Here is an 18,463-nt window from a genome sequence, read left to right as displayed (position 1 = left end):
CGAAGCACGTTTGACGGTTTTCGGGCAAATTCACGCTTCGTCAAAATGGCGCCGGTTCAAAGTTGGCACACCCATTCGGTGTGCCTTCGCTTTCGTGAAAGGCGACACAATGAGCATTTCCGCATCTCAGGTTAAAGAACTCCGCGAACTGACCGGCGCTGGCATGATGGACTGCAAGGCTGCTCTTGCAGAAACCAACGGCGACATCGAAGCTGCTGTCGATTGGCTGCGCGCCAAGGGCATTGCAAAGGCTGACAAGAAGGCTGGCCGCACGGCTGCTGAAGGTCTGGTTGGCGTTGCATCTTCCGGCAACAAGGCTGTTGTCGTTGAAGTCAACTCCGAAACCGACTTCGTTGCCCGCAACGACGCTTTCCAGGATCTGGTCCGCAAGATCGCTCAGGCTGCCCTGACCACCGACGGTTCGGCTGAAGCTGTGGCCAACGCCAACATCGACGGCAAGACCGTTACCGAAACTGCGAAGGACGCAGTTGCAACCATTGGCGAAAACATTGGTTTCCGTCGTTCGGCTGCTCTGTCCGTTCCGCAGGGTGCAGTTGCAACCTACATCCACAACGGCGTTGCTGACGGTCTCGGCAAGCTCGGCGTTCTGGTTGCTATCGAAACCGCAGGTGACGCAGAAGCTGCAAACGCATTCGGCCGTCAGGTCGCCATGCACGTTGCCGCTATCAACCCGCTCGCTCTGACCGCTGAAGAACTCGACCCGGCTGCTGCCGAGCGCGAAAAGGCGATCTTCATTGAGCAGGCTCGCGAATCCGGCAAGCCGGACAACATCATCGAAAAGATGATCGAAGGCCGTATGCGCAAGTTCTACGAAGAAGTTGTTCTTCTTTCGCAGGCTTTCGTCATCAATCCTGACCTGACGGTTGCAGCTGCCCTCAAGGAAGCTGAAAAGGCCATCGGCGCTCCGGCCAAAATCACCGGCTTTGCCCGTATCGCACTTGGTGAAGGCATCGAAAAGGAAGAAAGCGATTTCGCTGCTGAAGTCGCTGCCGCAGCCAAGGGCTAATTGGCTCTGGTCTTCCTCTGACAGCGTATTTGCGCTTTCAGAACATGCTTTAGCCTGAAAAGGCTTTTGATTATGAAGGGCATCGCGTGACAACGCGGTGCCCTTCGTGTATCGGAACGCAACACAATCACTTTATTACGATCAGTGGAGAGCATTCCATGTCCGGCAAGCCCGCCTACAAGCGCGTCCTTTTGAAAGCCTCGGGCGAGGCATTGATGGGCAGTCAGGGTTTCGGCATCGATGTCTCCGTTGCAGATCGTATCGCCAACGATATCAAACAGGCCCGGCTGCTCGGCGTCGAAGTCGGCGTGGTGATCGGCGGCGGCAATATTTTCCGAGGTGTCGCGGTGGCGTCCAAGGGCGGCGACCGCGTGACCGGTGACCATATGGGTATGCTGGCGACGGTGATCAATTCGCTGGCGCTGCGCACCTCGCTGCACAAGATCGGCGTCGACGCCGTTGTTCTCTCCGCCATAGCAATGCCGGAAATCTGCGAGAGTTTCTCGCAGCGTCAGGCGACGGCCTATATGGACGAGGGCAAAGTGGTGATTTTTGCAGGCGGTACGGGCAATCCGTTCTTCACGACCGATTCAGCGGCAGCGTTGCGCGCCGCAGAAATCGGCGCGGATGCGCTGTTGAAGGGCACGCAGGTGGACGGCATCTATTCGGCTGATCCGAAGAAAGACCCGACCGCGACCCGGTTCGACACGCTCACCCACAAGGAAGTTCTCGATCGCGGACTGGCTGTCATGGATACGGCAGCTGTTGCCCTTGCGCGCGAGAACAACATTCCGATAATAGTCTATTCCATCCATGAAAACGGCGGCTTGGCCGAAATTCTGCAAGGCAAGGGACGTTGCACGATCGTTTCCGATAATTGATCGACACTGATCGTTCACATGTCTTGCTGCGTATCGAAGGAGAATATGCATGAGTGATGCTTTTGACATCAACGACCTGAAACGCCGCATGGAAGGCGCAGTCAATTCTTTGAAGCACGATCTGAACGGTCTTCGTACCGGTCGCGCTTCCGCCAGCCTGCTTGAGCCGATCACCATCGAAGCCTATGGCGCGACGATGCCGATCAATCAGGTCGCCAATATCACGGTTCCGGAATCGCGCATGCTTTCGGTTTCCGTTTGGGACAAGAGCATGGTTGGCGCCGTCGAGCGCGCTATCCGTGATTCCGGTCTGGGCCTCAACCCGATCACCGACGGCATGACACTGCGTATTCCGCTGCCGGAACTGAACGAACAGCGCCGCAAGGAACTGGTCAAGATTGCGCATCAATATGCGGAGCAGGGCCGTATTGCCGCCCGCCATGTGCGTCGCGACGGTATGGATACGCTGAAAAAGCTGGAGAAGGACGGCGACATCAGTCAGGATGACAGTCGCGTTCTGTCCGAAAAGGTGCAGAAGCTGACCGACGACACCATCGCCGAGATGGACAAGGTCGTTGCTGTCAAGGAAGGCGAAATCATGCAGGTCTAGGACCTGTATGACGTTCGTAAAAGGAGAGCCAGGAATGTCCGATCCGCGCCACATCGCCATTATTATGGATGGCAATGGCCGTTGGGCGAAGGCGCGCGGCTTGCCGCGTAGCGCCGGGCATCGTGCTGGCGTGGAAGCGCTGCGCGAAACGGTGCGGGCGGCGGGTGATCGCGGTCTTGGCTTTCTCACGCTTTTTGCGTTTTCTTCCGAAAACTGGTCGCGACCGAGCGGTGAGGTCAATGACCTGCTCGGTCTGCTCAAACTGTTTATCCGTCGCGATCTTGCCGATCTTCATCGTAACAATGTGAAAGTCAGCATCATCGGCGAGCGGGAAGGGCTGATCGACGATATTCGTGGGTTGCTCACCGAAGCAGAAGTGCTGACCCGCCGCAATACCGGCCTCAATCTGGTGATTGCCTTCAATTACGGTTCACGCGACGAGATCGTCCGTGCAGTCAAGAGCCTGGCGCGCGATGTCGCCGCCGGGCGTCTCGACCCATCGTCGATTTCTGCCGACCTGCTCTCGGCAAATCTCGATACAGCTTCTATGCCCGACCCGGACCTCATCATCCGCACCAGTGGCGAGATGCGTCTGTCGAATTTTCTGCTTTGGCAGGCCGCCTATGCGGAATTTCTGTTTCTGCCCGGTCACTGGCCTGATTTCCGTCCGGCCGATCTCGATGCTGCCTATGAAGTGTTCCGTCAGCGTGAGCGCCGCTTTGGTGGTGTGGAGGCGCGGAGCAGCCTTGAAGACGGTCTCGTCGAATGCGAAGAGGGCAGCCGGGCAATTGGGCAATAGGCGCGTCATGACAGATCGTTTCACAGCCGTGCCTCGCCATTGCTCTGTTCCATCGCATCGCATGCTCTGACGCAGTGCAAGCCGAAAGGTGTCAATGTCCAATCTGCAAACCCGTATTCTCACCGCCATCGTGCTCGGCGCATTGGCCTTGTGGCTGACCTGGGTAGGCGGGTTGGGTTTCACGCTTTTCGCTATCGCTATCGGTCTGGCGATGTTCTACGAATGGACGGCGCTGAGCGCTCCACGTCAAACATCGTTTTCGCGGGTTTTCGGCTGGCTCTGGCTGGTCCTGACAGCCATCCTTCTTATTCTGGACCGCAGCGCGTTGCTGACCATCGGCACGCTTTTGCTGGGAACGCTGATTCTTCTCGCCACGCAGTGGAAAACCGGGCGTGGCTGGCCTGCCGCCGGACTTTTCTATGCCGGGTTCTCGGCGATATCGCTTTCGCTCCTGCGCGGTGACGAGCCCTTCGGCTTTACGGCCATCGTTTTCCTGTTCGCCGTCGTCTGGTCCACTGACATCGCAGCCTATTTCAATGGTCGCGCCTTGGGCGGGCCAAAGCTTGCGCCGCGTTTTTCGCCCAACAAGACATGGTCTGGCGCTATTGGCGGTGCTGCGGCGGCGGTCGCTGGCGGCATTCTGGTCGCTTCGCTGGTGGCGACACCGGGTAGCCTGATCGTGCCGTTGCTGGCGCTTCTGCTCTCTATCGTTTCGCAGATCGGCGATCTGGCGGAATCCTGGGTAAAGCGCCAGTTCGGCGCCAAGGATTCTGGCCGTCTTCTGCCGGGGCATGGTGGCGTGCTGGACCGTGTGGATGGGCTTGTCGCCGCCGCTGCACTTCTATACCTCTTTGGTGCCGTGATTGCGGAGCCGGATGTGCCATCTGCTATCTTTTTCAGTTTCTAAGCGGCAGACGATTCGTAGAGTACGAGGGTCGATGCCGTGCTGTGGCCGCTGTCGATCACTGGGTGATTTGTAAGGAGTAGTCATTTGCAGGAGGCTCTGGCCTTTTTCTTCGGCGGTGAAAGCCTGCTTGTCGGGACAATCGTACCGTTCCTTTTCGTTCTCACAATCGTCGTATTCGTGCATGAGATGGGGCATTATCTGGTGGCGCGATGGTGCGGCATCGGTGCGCAGGCCTTTTCAATTGGCTTCGGCCCCGAACTTCTCGGCTTCACCGACCGTCGTGGAACCCGCTGGAAGCTCTCTGCAATCCCGCTTGGCGGCTATGTGAAGTTCATTGGCGATGAAAGCGAAACCAGTTCGCCCGTCGGTGTGGATAACAATGCACTGAGCGAGGAGGATCGCAAGCGCGCGTTCCACACTCAGCCGGTCTGGAAACGTGCGGCAACGGTTTTTGCCGGTCCTGCTTTCAATATCATCCTGACCATCGCGATTTTCAGTGTCTTCTTTGCGCTTTATGGGCGGCAGATCGCCGATCCCCTGATTGCGGGCGTTCAGCCGAACAGCCCGGCTGCGGCTGCCGGTTTTGAACCCGGTGATCGCTTTATCAGCGTTGAGGGCGAGAAGATCACCACTTTTGCCGATGTACAGCGCATCGTTTCGGGCCGTGCAGGCGATACGCTCGACTTCACGGTGGATCGCGGCGGCAAGATGGTTGATCTCAAGGCGACGCCCGCGACCGTCGAGAGAACCGATCCGCTCGGCAACAAGGTGAAGCTTGGCGCCATCGGTGTCGAGACCACGGAAGCGGTCGGCAATTTCCGCCGTATTGAATATGGTCCGCTCGAATCAGTCGGGCAGGCGGTGATGGAAACCGGCTTCATCATCAGCCGGACGGGTGAGTTTTTCACACGTTTTGCTTTTGGCCGTGAGGACAAGTGCCAGCTGGGCGGGCCGGTCAAGATCGCCAATATGGCGAGCAAGGCGGCGAGCGCCGGCTTTGACTGGTTGATACAATTGACGGCTATGCTCTCCATCGGGATCGGGCTTTTGAACCTGTTTCCCCTGCCGCCGCTGGATGGCGGGCATCTGGTTTTCTACGCGGTCGAAGCGGTCAAGGGCAGCCCGGTTTCACCGGCGGCGCAGGAAATTTTCTACCGCATCGGATTCCTTCTTGTGATGGGATTTATGGGGTTCGTACTTTTCAACGACCTCTTTGCCTGCTAGATCAAATGCCGACTGTCTCAGGCAGCGGTCCTAGGAATTGAAATCTTGGGGGATGACGATCTTGGGGATTATTGGCCAGACCGGCTTGTCCGGTTAAGCTGACTGCAGTGAGGCGACGCTTTGACCGACGGAGGCCGGGCAAGGTGTTAAACAGAAGTGAACATTGGGAGCGACGACCAGAAAAGCTAAGCAATCTGTTTACCATAACTCACAATTCGCGTGGCATGGATGCCACGCTTGTTGCCTAAGTAAACAGAATTTAACCGCAACGCTTGCTTGTATGGAAAAACCGGCTAATACGGTTGTATCTGTACGCATTTTTCTGGGTTAATCGTCCCGGGGACAGAAACGAAGGTTCGGAAAGCCTATGACGGCAAGTTCTAAATTCTTTGGCGCCGCGTCCGCGCTCGCCATGTCGGTGGCTCTAGTGGCTTCGGGTACTGCTGCGCTCTCGCTCGCATCCGTGAATGTCGCGGAAGCTGCCGTTGTGAGCCGTATCGATGTTCGCGGTAATACGCGCGTTGATGCTCAGACCATTCGCGACAACATCGATATTCGTCCGGGTAAAGCCTTCACCAGCGCCGATATCGATGCCGCTGTGAAGCGTCTTTTCGGCATGGGCCTGTTTTCCGATGTTCGCATCAACCAGTCTGGCAGCACGCTTGTCGTGACCGTCAGTGAGCGTTCCGTGGTCAACAACGTCCTGTTCCAGGGCAATAAGAAGATCAAGGATCCTGACCTGACGCGCGCCGTGCAGCTGAAGCCGCGTTCGCCTTACGATGCGGCGACGATGGAATCGGACAAGGAGGCGATCAAGGCTGCCTATGCACATATCGGGCGCAGCGATGCGACCGTGAATGCACGCACTGTCGATCTCGGCCAGGGTCGCGTCAACGTTGTCTACGAAGTCAACGAAGGCTCGCGCACCAAGATCGAAAATATCGAATTTGTCGGCAATCAGGCCTATAGCGGTCGCCGTCTGCGCGACGTCATCTCCACCAAGCGTTCGAACCCGCTGTCGTGGTTGACCCGTAATGACGTTTATGACGAAGGCCGTTTGCAGGCTGATGAAGAAACGCTGCGTCGCTTCTATTACAATCGTGGTTATGCCGATTTCCGCGTTGTTTCGTCGAATGCGGTTCTCGATCCGGCTACCAATGAATACACGATCACAATCACTGTCGATGAAGGTCAGCGTTACACCTTCGGCGATGTGAGCGTTGAAAGCACCGTTGATGGCGTCAATACCGAGGCTTTGTCCGGTCTCGTAAAGACCCGTTCGGGTCGTGCCTATAGCGCCAAGGAAGTTGAAGATTCCGTTCTGGCTGTGACTGAAAGTGTTGCCGGTAGCGGTTATGCCTTCGCCAAGGTTGAGCCACGCGGTGATCGCAACTTCGAGAATCGCACGATCTCGGTTGTCTATAGCGTTGATCAGGGTCCACGCGCTTACATTCAGCGCATCGAAATCCGCGGCAACGACAAGACGCGCGATTACGTGATTCGCCGTGAGTTCGACATGAACGAAGGCGATGCCTTCAATCAGGTCATGGTGCAGCGCGCCAAGCGTCGCCTTGAGGCTCTGGACTTCTTCCAGACCGTCAACATCTCGACCGCTCCAGGTTCCGAGCCGGACCAGGTGATTCTTGTTGTGGATGTTGTCGAAAAGTCGACGGGTGAATTCTCCATCGGTGGCGGTTACACCACCGGCGGCGAAACGCCGGGTGCGTCTGTCGAAGGTGCAATCACTGAGCGTAACTTCCTCGGTCGCGGCCAGTATATCCGTCTCAGCGCCGGTGCCGGTCAGGACGATATGCGCAATTACGGCCTGTCCTTCACGGAACCGTATTTCCTTGGCTATCGCATTTCGGCTGGCTTCGACGTGTTCCGTCGCAGCTATCGCGTGAACGATGACTACGACGTCGAGCAGACTGGCGGTACGATTCGCTTCGGTCTTCCGGTCACGGAAAACTTCTCGGTCGGTCTCGCTTACAACCTGGTTCAGGAAAAGTATGACCTGTTCCGCGACAATATTGCTGATTACTATGCGCCTGCTCTGCAGGAAGCTGCAGAAAACAGCCCATGGCTTCGCTCGTCGGTCAGTTATTCGCTGACGTATAACACCATCGATGACATGAAGAATCCGCATGAAGGCCTCTTTGGCAAGTTCACGCAAGAATTTGCAGGTCTCGGTGGCGATGCGAAGTTCCTGAAGACGACCTTCAAGGGTAACTACTATAAGACGCTGGCGCAGGAAGCCGACATTGTCGGTATGCTGGGTGTCGGTGGTGGTTACATCCACGAATTCGGCGACGACGGCGTTCGTATCTTCGACTTGTTCAAGAACAATTCGGATATCATTCGCGGCTTCAAGTTCAACGGCATCGGTCGTTACCAGGATTCTGCCAGCGGCCAGCGTTACTGGATGGGCGGCACGACCTACATCAACGGTACGGCTGAAGTGCAGTTCCCGATGCCTGTCGTACCAGAAAGCCTCGGTATCCGTGGGGCATTCTTCGCTGATGCGGCCATGCTCTATGGCGGTGACGACGTGTTGGGTAATCAGCCGGTTCTCGGCGACGACAAGAAGCTTCGCGCTTCGGTCGGTCTCAGCCTGATGTGGGCTTCGCCGTTCGGTCCGTTGCGCTTCGACTACGCATTCCCGGTCGCGAAGGCTGATACTGATAAGGTTCAGAACTTCAACTTCGGTGTTTCGACCAAGTTCTAACCGATTTGCCTTTCCCCGGGGCGGCTACGCCCCGGGAGAGAAAGTGTACTGATGGCAGATCCCGTCTTTTTCTCGCCTTCTCGTGAACTCACGATTGGCGATGTTGCTGATTTCACCGGTGCAAGACTTCGTGACCCGAAGCTTGCACCGCGTTCTGTTGAGCGTCTGGCTTCCATGAAGGATGCCGGAGAGGGTTCGCTTATCTTCGTAGAAGGTAAGAAAAATGCCGAAGCGCTGGCCGGTATCAAGGCCGCTGGCGTTTTTTGCAAGGAGGACATCGCTCCAAGTGTTCCTTCGCATATGGCAGCCCTGATTACCCGCAATCCGCATCGCGATTTTTCCGCCGTTGGGCGCATGCTGTTTCCGACCTCGGCCAAGCTGGAAAGCTGGCTTGGCGAAACCGGCATTTCCCCGCAGGCCTTCATTCACCCTTCAGCGCATGTCGAAGATGGCGCGACCGTTGAAGCGGGCGCGGTGATCGGCAAGGGCGTCACCATCGGTTCGGGCACGTTGATTGCTGCAACGGCGGTGATCGGCGAGAATTGCCAGATTGGACGCGACAGCTATGTCGGGCCCGGTGTGACGATCCAGTGCGCATTTATCGGCAATCGTGTTTTGTTGCATCCCGGCGTGCGTATCGGTCAGGACGGTTTCGGCTATGTCCCCGGCGCTGCAGGACTTGATAAAGTTCCGCAGATCGGGCGGGTCGTTATTCAGGACAATGTGGAGATCGGGGCCAATACGACGGTTGATCGCGGGTCGCTGAGCGACACGGTGATCGGTGAGGGCTCCAAGATCGATAATCTCGTCCAGATTGCGCATAATGTGCGCATCGGTCGTTTTTGTCTCATTGCCGCGCATTGCGGTATTTCCGGAAGTTGCGTGATCGGCGACGGGACCATGCTTGGCGGTCGCGTCGGTCTTGCGGATCACCTGATTATCGGCTCGGGCGTGCAGATTGCCGCTGCGAGCGGTGTTATGAACGATATACCCGATGGAGAACGTTGGGGAGGTCTTCCCGCACGTCCTATCAAGCAATGGTTCCGCGATATCGCGAACATTCGCAGCATCGGGCAATCAAGAAAGGAGCAATCCTCAGATGAGTGATACGGAACAGACGAAACTCGAAGCGGCGGATATTCAGGATCTTCTGGCAGTGCTGCCGCACCGATATCCCTTTCTGCTGATTGACCGGATCGTGGATATTGATGGCGATCGTTCGGCAACCGGCATAAAGAATGTCACGATCAATGAGCCGCATTTTACCGGGCATTTCCCGGAAAAACCGATCATGCCGGGTGTTCTGATTATCGAAGCCATGGCGCAGACCGCTGGTGCCATCTCGCTGCTGCAGCGCAAGACCGGTCGCCCGGGCGTGGTCTATTTTATGACGATCGACAATGCGAAGTTCCGCCGTCCGGTTGTTCCGGGCGATCGCCTGCTTCTGCATGTCAAGAAAACCAAACAGCGCGCCAATATTTCCAAATATGAGTGCGTGGCTGAGGTTGATGGTGTGAAAGTTGCTGAAGCGGAAGTCGCGGCGATGATCAACGCCGGTGAAGAAAGCCAGTGAGCATTATAATGAACGAAACAATCATTCACCCCACCGCTCTTGTCGAGCCGGGTGTGGAACTGGGCCAGGGTGTGTCTGTAGGCCCCTTCTGTCATATTCAATCGGGCGCTGTCATCGGCGACAATTCCGTCCTGATGAGCCATGTGGTGATCACAGACGCGACCACGCTTGGCGCGGGCGCGAAGGTCTATCCGCATGCCGTTCTCGGCTGCGATCCGCAGAACAACAAGCATAAAGGCGGCCCGACCACGCTGAAGATCGGCGCGAATTGCATGATCCGCGAAGGCGTCACCATGCACCGTGGCTCCGACAGTGCGCGCGGCTATACTTCGGTCGGCGACGACTGCTCCTTCCTCGCTTATGCCCATGTGGCGCATGATTGCGATATCGGTGATCATGTGACTTTCTCGAACAATGTGATGATCGGCGGTCACACGACCATCGAACACCACGCCATTTTGGGCGGCGGTGCGGCTGTGCACCAGTTCGTGCGCGTCGGCCACCACGCGTTCATTGGCGGCATGGCCGCCGTGGTAGGCGATGTCATCCCTTATGGTATGGCCATCGGCAATCACGCGCATCTGGGCGGGCTCAACATCGTCGGCATGAAGCGTTCCGGCATGGAGCGCAAGGAAATCCACAATCTGCGCCATGCCGTGCGTATGCTGTTCGACCGTACCAAGCCAGTGCGCGACCGTACCATCGACGTACTCGCAGCTTTCCCGGATTCTCAGGCGGTCGCCGATATGATCGCCTTTATCAGTGCCGATACGAAACGCGCCTATACCACGCCACCGCTCGATGCGGCTCATGGTGGACTCGGGCATGACAGCGACGAAAGCTGAAAACTTGGCACGTCCGTCCGTCGATGGCGGGCGTGTCGGTATTATTGCGGGCAACGGCCTGTTGCCCATTGCCGTGGCTGAGGCGCTTCAAAACGCTGGCACACCGCCCTTTCTCGTTCCCTTGCGTGAAGAAGCCGACCGGGTGCTCTATAATTATGAGCATCAGGAAGTATCGGTTGTCGAATTTGCAAAGCTTGTTCGCTCCATGAAAGCGGCTGGCGTTTCGCGAGTTGTCCTGGCAGGAGGCGTGCGCAGCAGGCCGCATCTCAGTGACCTCAAGCTCGACTGGCCGACGTTGCGGGCTGTGCCGCATGTGTTTCGCGCGCTTGGGCAAGGCGACGACGCTTTGCTGCGGGCCTTTATCGGCCTGCTGGAATCATTCGGCTTCAAGGTGGTTGGTGCCCATGAAGTCGTGCCCGATCTTCTGTCTCCGTCGCCCGCTCGCATTCTTACCAAGGTTGCGCCGGACGCGCGTGAAGCGGGAAATATTAAGCTGGCTATGGAATCGGCTTTGCGGCTCGGTGATCTCGATGTTGGGCAAGGCGCTGTTGCTGTCGGCGGACGGGTGGTGGCGCTGGAAGGCGCGGAGGGCACCGATCTAATGATTGAGCGCGTCCGTGAACTGCGGGAAACGGGGCGTATTCCCAAGCGCGGCGGGGTCCTTGTGAAAATGGCCAAACCCCGTCAGGATGAGCGTGCGGATTTGCCTGCCATTGGTATTTCCACTGTGCTGAACGCCAAACGCGCCGGGCTCGGCGGGATTGCAGTTGAGGCCGGGCGCACATTTATTCTAGGCTTCGGCGACACCATTGCGGCGGCAAATGATAGCGGCCTCTTCATAGAGACGATCAGTCGACACGAGAAGGACAGTTAAGGGTGAGCAACACCAGCCGGCCATTGAAAATAGCAATCGTGGCCGGTGAAGAATCCGGCGACCTTCTTGGTGCTGACCTAATTGACGCCTTGCGTCTTCAGACCGACAGGCTAGTGGATCTGGTCGGTGTCGGTGGCGATCATCTGGCCGCGCGGGGTCTGAAAACCTTTTTCGACCCGCATGAAATCGCTTTGATGGGGCTTGGTGCCATCATCAAAAACTTGCCGGGACTGGTGTTGCGCATTCGGCAGACTGCACGGCAGATCGTGGCGGAAAAGCCGGATTGTGTTCTGCTGATCGATAGTCCGGATTTTACGCATCGCGTCGCAAAAAAGATCAGAGCCGCCGATCCCTCCATTCCAATCGTCAAGTATATCGCGCCCAGTGTCTGGGCGTGGCGTCCGCAGCGCGCACGTGCGATGCGCGCCTATATCGATCATGTGCTGACGGTTTTGCCGTTCGAGGTCGATGTGATTGAGCGGCTGAATGGACCGCAGGCAACCTATGTCGGGCATCGCCTGTCGAGTTATGCGCCGATCATTGAGACGCGCGCGGCGCAGCTTGCGCTGGAGCCGCAACGATCGGAAGCCGGCAAACATACGCTGTTGCTTCTGCCCGGTTCTCGCCGCACAGAAATCCAGATGTTGATGGAGCCTTTCGGCAGAGCGGTCGAAGAGCTTTCGCAGCGCGTGGAGAAACTCGAAGTCATTCTGCCCACTTTGCCGCGCATCGAAGCGATGGTGCGCGATCTTTCGCGGGACTGGGCGGTGAAGCCGCTGATCGTCGTCGGTGATGAGGAAAAGTGGAAGGCCTTTGCGCGGGCCGATGCAGCACTTGCCGCGTCAGGCACCGTATCGCTGGAACTGGCGCTGTCGCGCATTCCGAGCGTGCTTTCCTACAAGGCAGACTGGTTCGCGCGCAAATTCCTGATGCCGAAGATCACCATCTGGAGTGCGGCTTTGCCGAATATCATTGCGGATGAACCGGTGGTGCCGGAGTTTTTCAATGAATTTGTGCGTCCGGGCATGCTGGCGCGCAATCTGGAGCGCCTCATGCGGCCCGGTTCAGCGCGTCAGGCGCAGCTGGATGGCTTCGACGCGGTCGCTTCGGTCATGGCGACGGAGCGGCCTTCTGGGGAAATCGGCGCGCGGGTTCTGCTGGACGCGATCGAAAAAGGCCCCAAGGGCTGAACAACTCAAATTTGGATCAAAAAGAAACCCCGGTTGCCATTGGCAGCCGGGGTTTTGTTTTCAGCGTTTGCCGCGCTTATTTGCGCTTTGCAACCGGCACGTAGTCGCGTTCCGTTGCGCCCGTGTAGAGCTGACGAGGGCGACCGATCTTCTGCTGCGGGTCTTCGATCATTTCCTTCCACTGAGCGACCCAGCCGACGGTGCGGGCGAGTGCAAAGAGAACCGTGAACATTTCGGTCGGGAAGCCGAGAGCCTTCAGCGTAATGCCGGAATAGAAGTCGATATTCGGATAGAGCTTCTTCTCGATGAAGTATTCATCCGTCAGAGCGATCTTTTCCAGTTCCATTGCAACGTCGAGCAACGGATCGTCCTTGATGCCCAGTTCGCCCAGAACTTCATGGCAGGTCTTCTGCATGATCTTGGCGCGCGGATCGTAGTTCTTGTAGACGCGGTGACCGAAGCCCATCAGACGGAACGGATCGTTCTTGTCCTTGGCGCGGGCGACGAATTCCGGAATGCGATCCACCGAGCCGATTTCGGCCAGCATGTTGAGCGCTGCTTCGTTTGCGCCGCCATGGGCAGGGCCCCAGAGGCATGCAACGCCAGCTGCGATGCAGGCGAACGGGTTGGCGCCCGACGAACCGGCAAGGCGCACGGTCGAGGTCGAAGCATTCTGTTCGTGATCGGCATGCAGGATGAAGATGCGGTCCATGGCGCGGGCCAGAACCGGATTGACCTTGTAATCCTCGCAAGGAACGCCAAAGCACATGTGCAGGAAGTTCGAAGCGAAATCGAGGTCGTTCTTCGGATACATGAACGGCTGGCCGATATGGTACTTATAGGCCATTGCAGCGAGCGTCGGCACCTTAGCGATCAGGCGGATGGAAGCGACCATGCGCTGATGCGGATCGGTGATGTCGGTCGAGTCGTGGTAGAAGGCGGACATGGCGCCCACACAACCGACCATCACGGCCATCGGATGCGCATCGCGGCGGAAGCCGGTGAAGAAGCGCGTCATCTGTTCATGGATCATCGTGTGACGGGTCACGCGATAATCGAAATCGGCCTTCTGGGTTGCCGTCGGCAGTTCACCGTAAAGCAGCAGGTAGCAGGTTTCGAGGAAGTCGCCATGTTCGGCGAGCTGGTCGATCGGATAGCCGCGATAGAGCAGGGTGCCTTCGTCGCCATCGATATAGGTGATCTTGGATTCGCAGGAAGCGGTGGAGGTGAAACCCGGATCGTAGGTAAAGGCATGCGAATTCTTGTAAAGTGGACCGATGTCGACGACGTCCGGCCCGACAGTGCCTTGTCGCACAGGCAGATCGAACGTATTGCCGTCGAGAGTAAAGCTGGCTGTCTTAGCTGACATCATGTTTCCTTTCATGTCCACTTTGCCGCCGCAGGCGGCAGTATTGCATTCGCTGCTATAACTTGTCTCGTATCTCTTGGCGGGCCCCGAAAGACTGCGGGATGCCCGATTTTTAACGCATTACGGCTACGATTTTGACCGCCAAACTATCCCAAACCGTCCGCGATGCAATGCGAAATTTGAACTATTTATATGCCGTTCGTCACGTCAGCGTGAATGATAGCACCTTAACCGATTTGATCGCGAATACGGCCCAAGGACTCGTCGCGACCCAGCACGAAAAGCACATCGAACACACCCGGTGAAGTAGCGCGCCCGGTAAGGGCGGCACGCAACGGTTGCGCAATCTTGCCGAGTTTCAGTCCGGTTTTTTCTGCATGGGCGCGAACCACAGCGTCCAGTGATTCAATGGTCCACTCGCCGGCAGCTTCCAGATCCGGCAGCACCGATTTCAGAACGGCGCGACCTTCTTCATTGAGAAGTGAGGCGGCCTTTTCATCGAGATCGAGCGGGCGCGCTGCGAAAATGAATTTTGCACCGTCGGCAAGTTCAACGAGCGTCTTGGCGCGGTCCTTCAGGCCGGACATGGCCGTGAGCAGCTGCGCGCTGCGCTTGTCATCGAGCGCTGCGGCCAGCTCTTTACCACCTTCGATTTCCGGCAGAACGGCAACGAGGGCATCAAACAGCGCCTTGTCGTCGCTGCCGCGCATATAAAGACCGTTGATCGCTTCGAGCTTCTGGAAGTCGAAACGGGCAGCGCCCTTGTTGATGTCCTTCACGTCGAACCATTCGATCATCTGTTCGGTCGACATGATTTCGTCATCGCCGTGGCTCCAGCCGAGACGGACGAGATAATTGCGCAATGCTGCGGGCAGATAGCCCATGGCGCGATAAGCATCGACGCCAAGAGCGCCATGACGCTTGGAAAGCTTTGCACCGTCCGCACCGTGGATCAGCGGAATATGCGACATTTGCGGCACGTCCCAGCCCATGGCGTCATAGATGACAGTCTGGCGGGCTGCGTTGGTCAAATGATCGTCGCCGCGAATGATATGGGTGACGCCCATGTCGTGGTCGTCAACGACAACCGCGTGCATATAGGTCGGTGTGCCATCGGAACGCAGAATGATGAAATCATCGAGATCCTTGTTGGGGAAGCGAATATCGCCCTGCACGGCGTCGCGCACGAGCGTTTCGCCTTCCTGCGGCGCCTTAATGCGAATGACAGGCTTTACACCTGCAGGCGCTTCGGACGGGTCGCGGTCACGCCAGCGGCCATCATAACGCGGCGGGCGGCCTTCGGCACGCGCTTTTTCGCGCATTTCTTCCAGCTCTTCCGGCGTCGTGTAGCAGTAATAGGCTTTGCCGAGAGCAACCAGTTCCTCGGCGACTTCGCGGTGGCGCGGCGCGCGCTCGAACTGCGAGATCGCGTCACCTTCCCAGTCGAGGCCGAGCCAGGTCAGGCCGTCGAGAATGGCGGCGGTGGCGGCATCGGTGGAACGTTCACGGTCGGTGTCTTCGATACGCAGCAGCATCTTGCCGCCGGTATGCTTGGCATAGAGCCAGTTGAACAGGGCCGTGCGGGCACCGCCGATATGAAGATAACCCGTGGGCGAAGGGGCAAAACGGGTGACGACCGGTTTCGACATGGTAGCTCCACTTTATCGCGCGCCCGTCAAGACAGCGGCAATTGCCGGGGTAGGGGGCGCAAACTGAATTCTGATGCTCTCCGCCAAAGGGCGAGGACGAGGATTTCTATAACGAAACCCTCTCGATTTCGACTGGCGTTCATGTAGCATAGGCAGCATTGTGCGCAAGGGCTTCGCGTTTGTTTCGGCTCCTTGCGACATTGTTCTTTTGGGGTATTTCGACAAAAAGACCTTTTTTGCAGTCAGGCGGGGGCATGACGCGCATAGGTGATATGGCGGAAGCAAATGAGCGGGCGCTTGTCAAAAGCCTGCCCGACGGCTTGACGCGTTCATATCTTCCCGAGCCGTGGCCTGACCCTGCAATTGCGCCTGCCGAACGCCGCGACCGCGATCCGTCGCAAATCCCGACGCCGGATGATGGCCGCAGCGCCGTCAAAGGTCTTGCGCGCAGGGCTCCCGCCGCCTTTGCAGAAGCTGTCAGTCTGGAAGCGGCGCGCGGGATTTTCTTTCTGCTGATTCCGATTTTCAGCGGCCTTGGCGCGATTGCCTATTTCACCGTGTCATTTGAACCGGATTGGACGCCGGTGCTGGCGCTTCTCACCGGGCTGGCTGTCATTCGGCTCCTCGCGCGGAAGCATTTCCTTGTTGCGCAGATACTGACGCTGGCGCTGGCTTTCCAAATGGGTCTTGTCAGCGGAAAATGGGAAACCGAACGCAGGGCGACGCCGATGCTCGGTTCCGATGTTTCAACACGCATAACAGGCCGTGTCGTTGCGCTGGAAGCGCAGGATAATGGCCGCTGGCGTATTACCCTTGATTTGCTGGCAACAGAACGCCCGAAACTGCGCTTTGCACCGGAACGTATCCGTATCAATGCGCGCGATATACCTGCTGAAACAACGATTGGCGGCGGCTTGACCGGTTTTGCGCGGCTGCGGGTGCCGTCAGGCCCGGTCCGCCCCGGCAATTATGATTTTTCTTTTCACGCCTATTTCAACGGTATTGGTGCAAACGGCTTCTTTCTGGGGAACCCAAAGACGGCGCATGTCCCGCCGCAAACAAACCTGATCGCTGCGATCAGTGAGTGGGTCGCCTTGCTGCGCGTGCGCGTTTCGGAGCGGGTGGAGGAGGTGATTGGCGGCGAGGACGGCAATGTCACAGCCGCATTGATCGCTGGAACGCGCGGCGGCATCAGTGAGGAAACCAACGAAAATCTGCGCAAGGCGGGTCTCGCGCATATTCTTTCCATATCGGGGCTGCACATGGCACTGGCGGCGGGGGTCGTCATGTTTGTCCTCCGGTCTGGTTTTGCGCTCTTTCCCGCGTTCAGTGTGCGCCATCCGGTCAAAAAATACGCGGCATTCCTGTCCCTGCTAAGTTGTACGTTCTATCTCGCCATGTCTGGCGCGGATGTGGCCGCACAGCGCAGCTATGTGATGATCGCCGTGATGCTCAGCGCGTTATTGTTCGACCGGGCTGCGATCAGCATGCGCAATCTGGCAATCGCCGGAATGGTGACCATCGCGATTTCACCGCATGAAATATTGGGGCCTAGTTTTCAAATGTCCTATTCGGCGACAGCTGCCCTGATCGCCGGTTATGCCTGGTGGAGCGCGCGCAAGGCCAAGAAGCTGCAGGATATGGAAAGGCGCGTTGCAGCGCCAGTCGGCGGATTGGCAGCCAAGGCGTTGAATTTTGTCTTTGCCGCTGCAGGAACGTCGTTATTGGCTGGGCTTGCAAGCGGTATTTTCGCTGCCTACCACTTCAACAATACCGCACCGTTGGGGCTGATTGGCAATGTGCTGGCCGATCCGGTGATTGCCGTTCTGGTCATGCCCTTTGCCGTTTTCGGTTTGGTGTTGATGCCGCTCGGTCTCGACTGGATACCATTGTCCATTGCCGGTTCCGGTGTGTGGATCGTGCGCCAGATTGCCAGTTTCGTGGCGTCCTGGTCCCCGGAAGGCAATCCGGGCGCGATACCGCTCGCGGCTCTTGCTTTCTGGACCACAGCGCTTGTGATTGCGGTCCTGTTCACAACCAGATTCAAGATTCTCGCTTTACCATTTGTTTTATTAGGATTTATCGCCTTTGTACGCGAGCCGTTTCCAGATGTCGTGATCTCGGAAGATGCAAAGCTGGTCGGGGTTCGACTGTCCGACGGGCGTTTTGCCGTGAACCGCGACAGACCCTCCAAGTTTACGGTCGATAATTGGCAAACTGCCTATCTCGCACCGCAATTTCTGATACCGCAACACGCAAAGGACCGGCTCAGAGGAATCCCGACGGACGGCTTTATCTGCGAGGATGGATTGTGCACGATCACGCTGCGCGACGGGCGCGTGCTTGTCTATACGGCTGATCCGATGGTTCAGGATGTCGCCTGTGACATTGGCGATGTGATTATTCTGGCTGTAGCTGGCGAAATGCCAGGATGCACGCGCGCGAATAAGCTCGTTCTCAACCGGCGTGATCTGGCCTTGCGCGGGACGGTTGAAATCAGACTAGGCGAAAAGAGCACTGCGGCCAGTGCTTCCCTGGTGGAACTTTCCAATCCTGCGACCGATGAGAGTGGCACAACACCTCAACGGCACAGATTTGCTGATCCGCGTTACGACGACACGCTGGCCTTCGCCATTGATGAGCCACGGCGTCCGTGGCATCTATTTCGGCTTTATTCTCGTGCGGCGCGGGGACTGCCAGACTGGGAATATAGGAAGAAACCGACTGCGCCAGTGTTGGTGTCAAATTGCCCGGCTGATGACAATCAGGAGCCGGGCAAATGTGAATGAC

General features: G+C 57.5%; 15 protein-coding genes. 13 read left to right on the top strand and 2 right to left on the bottom strand.

The window, feature by feature from the left end; all coding sequences use genetic code 11:
* Positions 1 to 109 precede the first annotated feature (109 nt).
* The 12 genes from tsf to lpxB all read left to right on the top strand — a co-directional run bounded on the left by tsf (position 110) and on the right by lpxB (position 12,655).
* Positions 110 to 1,027 carry a translation elongation factor Ts gene (gene tsf / locus FIC94_RS12175; protein ID WP_109369171.1) on the top strand — a complete coding sequence of 306 codons (918 nt, stop codon included), beginning with the start codon at positions 110 to 112 and terminating at the stop codon, positions 1,025 to 1,027.
* A gap of 158 nt (positions 1,028 to 1,185) precedes the next feature.
* Complete coding sequence (pyrH, locus tag FIC94_RS12170) at positions 1,186 to 1,908, top strand: UMP kinase (protein WP_109369170.1); 723 nt, start codon at positions 1,186 to 1,188, stop codon at positions 1,906 to 1,908.
* A gap of 49 nt (positions 1,909 to 1,957) precedes the next feature.
* Complete coding sequence (gene frr, locus FIC94_RS12165) at positions 1,958 to 2,518, top strand: ribosome recycling factor (protein ID WP_078340836.1); 561 nt, start codon at positions 1,958 to 1,960, stop codon at positions 2,516 to 2,518.
* Positions 2,519 to 2,552: 34 nt separating this feature from the next.
* Positions 2,553 to 3,317, top strand: a complete 765-nt coding sequence (locus FIC94_RS12160; protein ID WP_140025047.1) for an isoprenyl transferase — start codon at positions 2,553 to 2,555, stop codon at positions 3,315 to 3,317.
* A 94-nt stretch (positions 3,318 to 3,411) separates the two neighbouring features.
* On the top strand, positions 3,412 to 4,224 hold the full coding sequence (locus tag FIC94_RS12155; protein ID WP_109369168.1) for a phosphatidate cytidylyltransferase: 813 nt from the start codon (positions 3,412 to 3,414) through the stop codon (positions 4,222 to 4,224).
* An 84-nt stretch (positions 4,225 to 4,308) separates the two neighbouring features.
* Complete coding sequence (rseP, locus tag FIC94_RS12150; RefSeq protein ID WP_140025046.1) at positions 4,309 to 5,448, top strand: RIP metalloprotease RseP; 1,140 nt, start codon at positions 4,309 to 4,311, stop codon at positions 5,446 to 5,448.
* A gap of 367 nt (positions 5,449 to 5,815) precedes the next feature.
* Positions 5,816 to 8,173 (top strand): outer membrane protein assembly factor BamA, encoded by a 2,358-nt coding sequence (bamA, locus tag FIC94_RS12145; RefSeq protein WP_235892001.1) that lies wholly within the window; start codon positions 5,816 to 5,818, stop codon positions 8,171 to 8,173.
* Between the two features lie 51 nt (positions 8,174 to 8,224).
* Positions 8,225 to 9,280, top strand: coding sequence for a UDP-3-O-(3-hydroxymyristoyl)glucosamine N-acyltransferase (lpxD, locus tag FIC94_RS12140; RefSeq protein WP_140025045.1), 1,056 nt, complete (start codon positions 8,225 to 8,227; stop codon positions 9,278 to 9,280).
* Entirely contained in the window at positions 9,273 to 9,746 is a 474-nt protein-coding gene (gene fabZ / locus FIC94_RS12135; RefSeq protein WP_109369165.1) for a 3-hydroxyacyl-ACP dehydratase FabZ, read from the top strand. Before lpxD ends, fabZ begins: the two co-directional genes overlap by 8 nt.
* Positions 9,747 to 9,754: 8 nt before the next feature.
* A complete protein-coding gene (gene lpxA, locus FIC94_RS12130; protein ID WP_109369164.1) occupies positions 9,755 to 10,591 on the top strand; it encodes an acyl-ACP--UDP-N-acetylglucosamine O-acyltransferase in 837 nt (278 codons plus the stop codon).
* Positions 10,572 to 11,465, top strand: a complete 894-nt coding sequence (locus FIC94_RS12125; protein ID WP_140025044.1) for an LpxI family protein — start codon at positions 10,572 to 10,574, stop codon at positions 11,463 to 11,465. The genes lpxA and FIC94_RS12125 overlap by 20 nt, the downstream gene beginning before the upstream one ends.
* A gap of 2 nt (positions 11,466 to 11,467) precedes the next feature.
* A complete protein-coding gene (gene lpxB / locus FIC94_RS12120; RefSeq protein WP_140025043.1) occupies positions 11,468 to 12,655 on the top strand; it encodes a lipid-A-disaccharide synthase in 1,188 nt (395 codons plus the stop codon).
* Between the two features lie 76 nt (positions 12,656 to 12,731).
* On the opposite strand, the gene gltA is transcribed toward lpxB, so the two are convergent.
* Both gltA and gltX read right to left on the bottom strand, forming a co-directional pair.
* Positions 12,732 to 14,024, bottom strand: a complete 1,293-nt coding sequence (gene gltA, locus FIC94_RS12115; RefSeq protein ID WP_078340455.1) for a citrate synthase — start codon at positions 14,022 to 14,024, stop codon at positions 12,732 to 12,734.
* Between the two features lie 227 nt (positions 14,025 to 14,251).
* On the bottom strand, positions 14,252 to 15,673 hold the full coding sequence (gltX, locus tag FIC94_RS12110) for a glutamate--tRNA ligase (protein WP_140025042.1): 1,422 nt from the start codon (positions 15,671 to 15,673) through the stop codon (positions 14,252 to 14,254).
* Positions 15,674 to 15,927: 254 nt separating this feature from the next.
* On the opposite strand from gltX, the gene FIC94_RS12105 reads away from it, so the two are divergent.
* Complete coding sequence (locus FIC94_RS12105; RefSeq protein WP_140025041.1) at positions 15,928 to 18,462, top strand: ComEC/Rec2 family competence protein; 2,535 nt, start codon at positions 15,928 to 15,930, stop codon at positions 18,460 to 18,462.
* Position 18,463: the final 1 nt, after the last annotated feature.

It is taken from the genome of Ochrobactrum teleogrylli, assembly GCF_006376685.1.
Classification (GTDB): domain Bacteria; phylum Pseudomonadota; class Alphaproteobacteria; order Rhizobiales; family Rhizobiaceae; genus Brucella; species Brucella teleogrylli.
The sequence above is the reverse complement of the archived record's forward strand: the minus strand, read 5'-3'. Positions and strand labels throughout refer to the sequence as shown.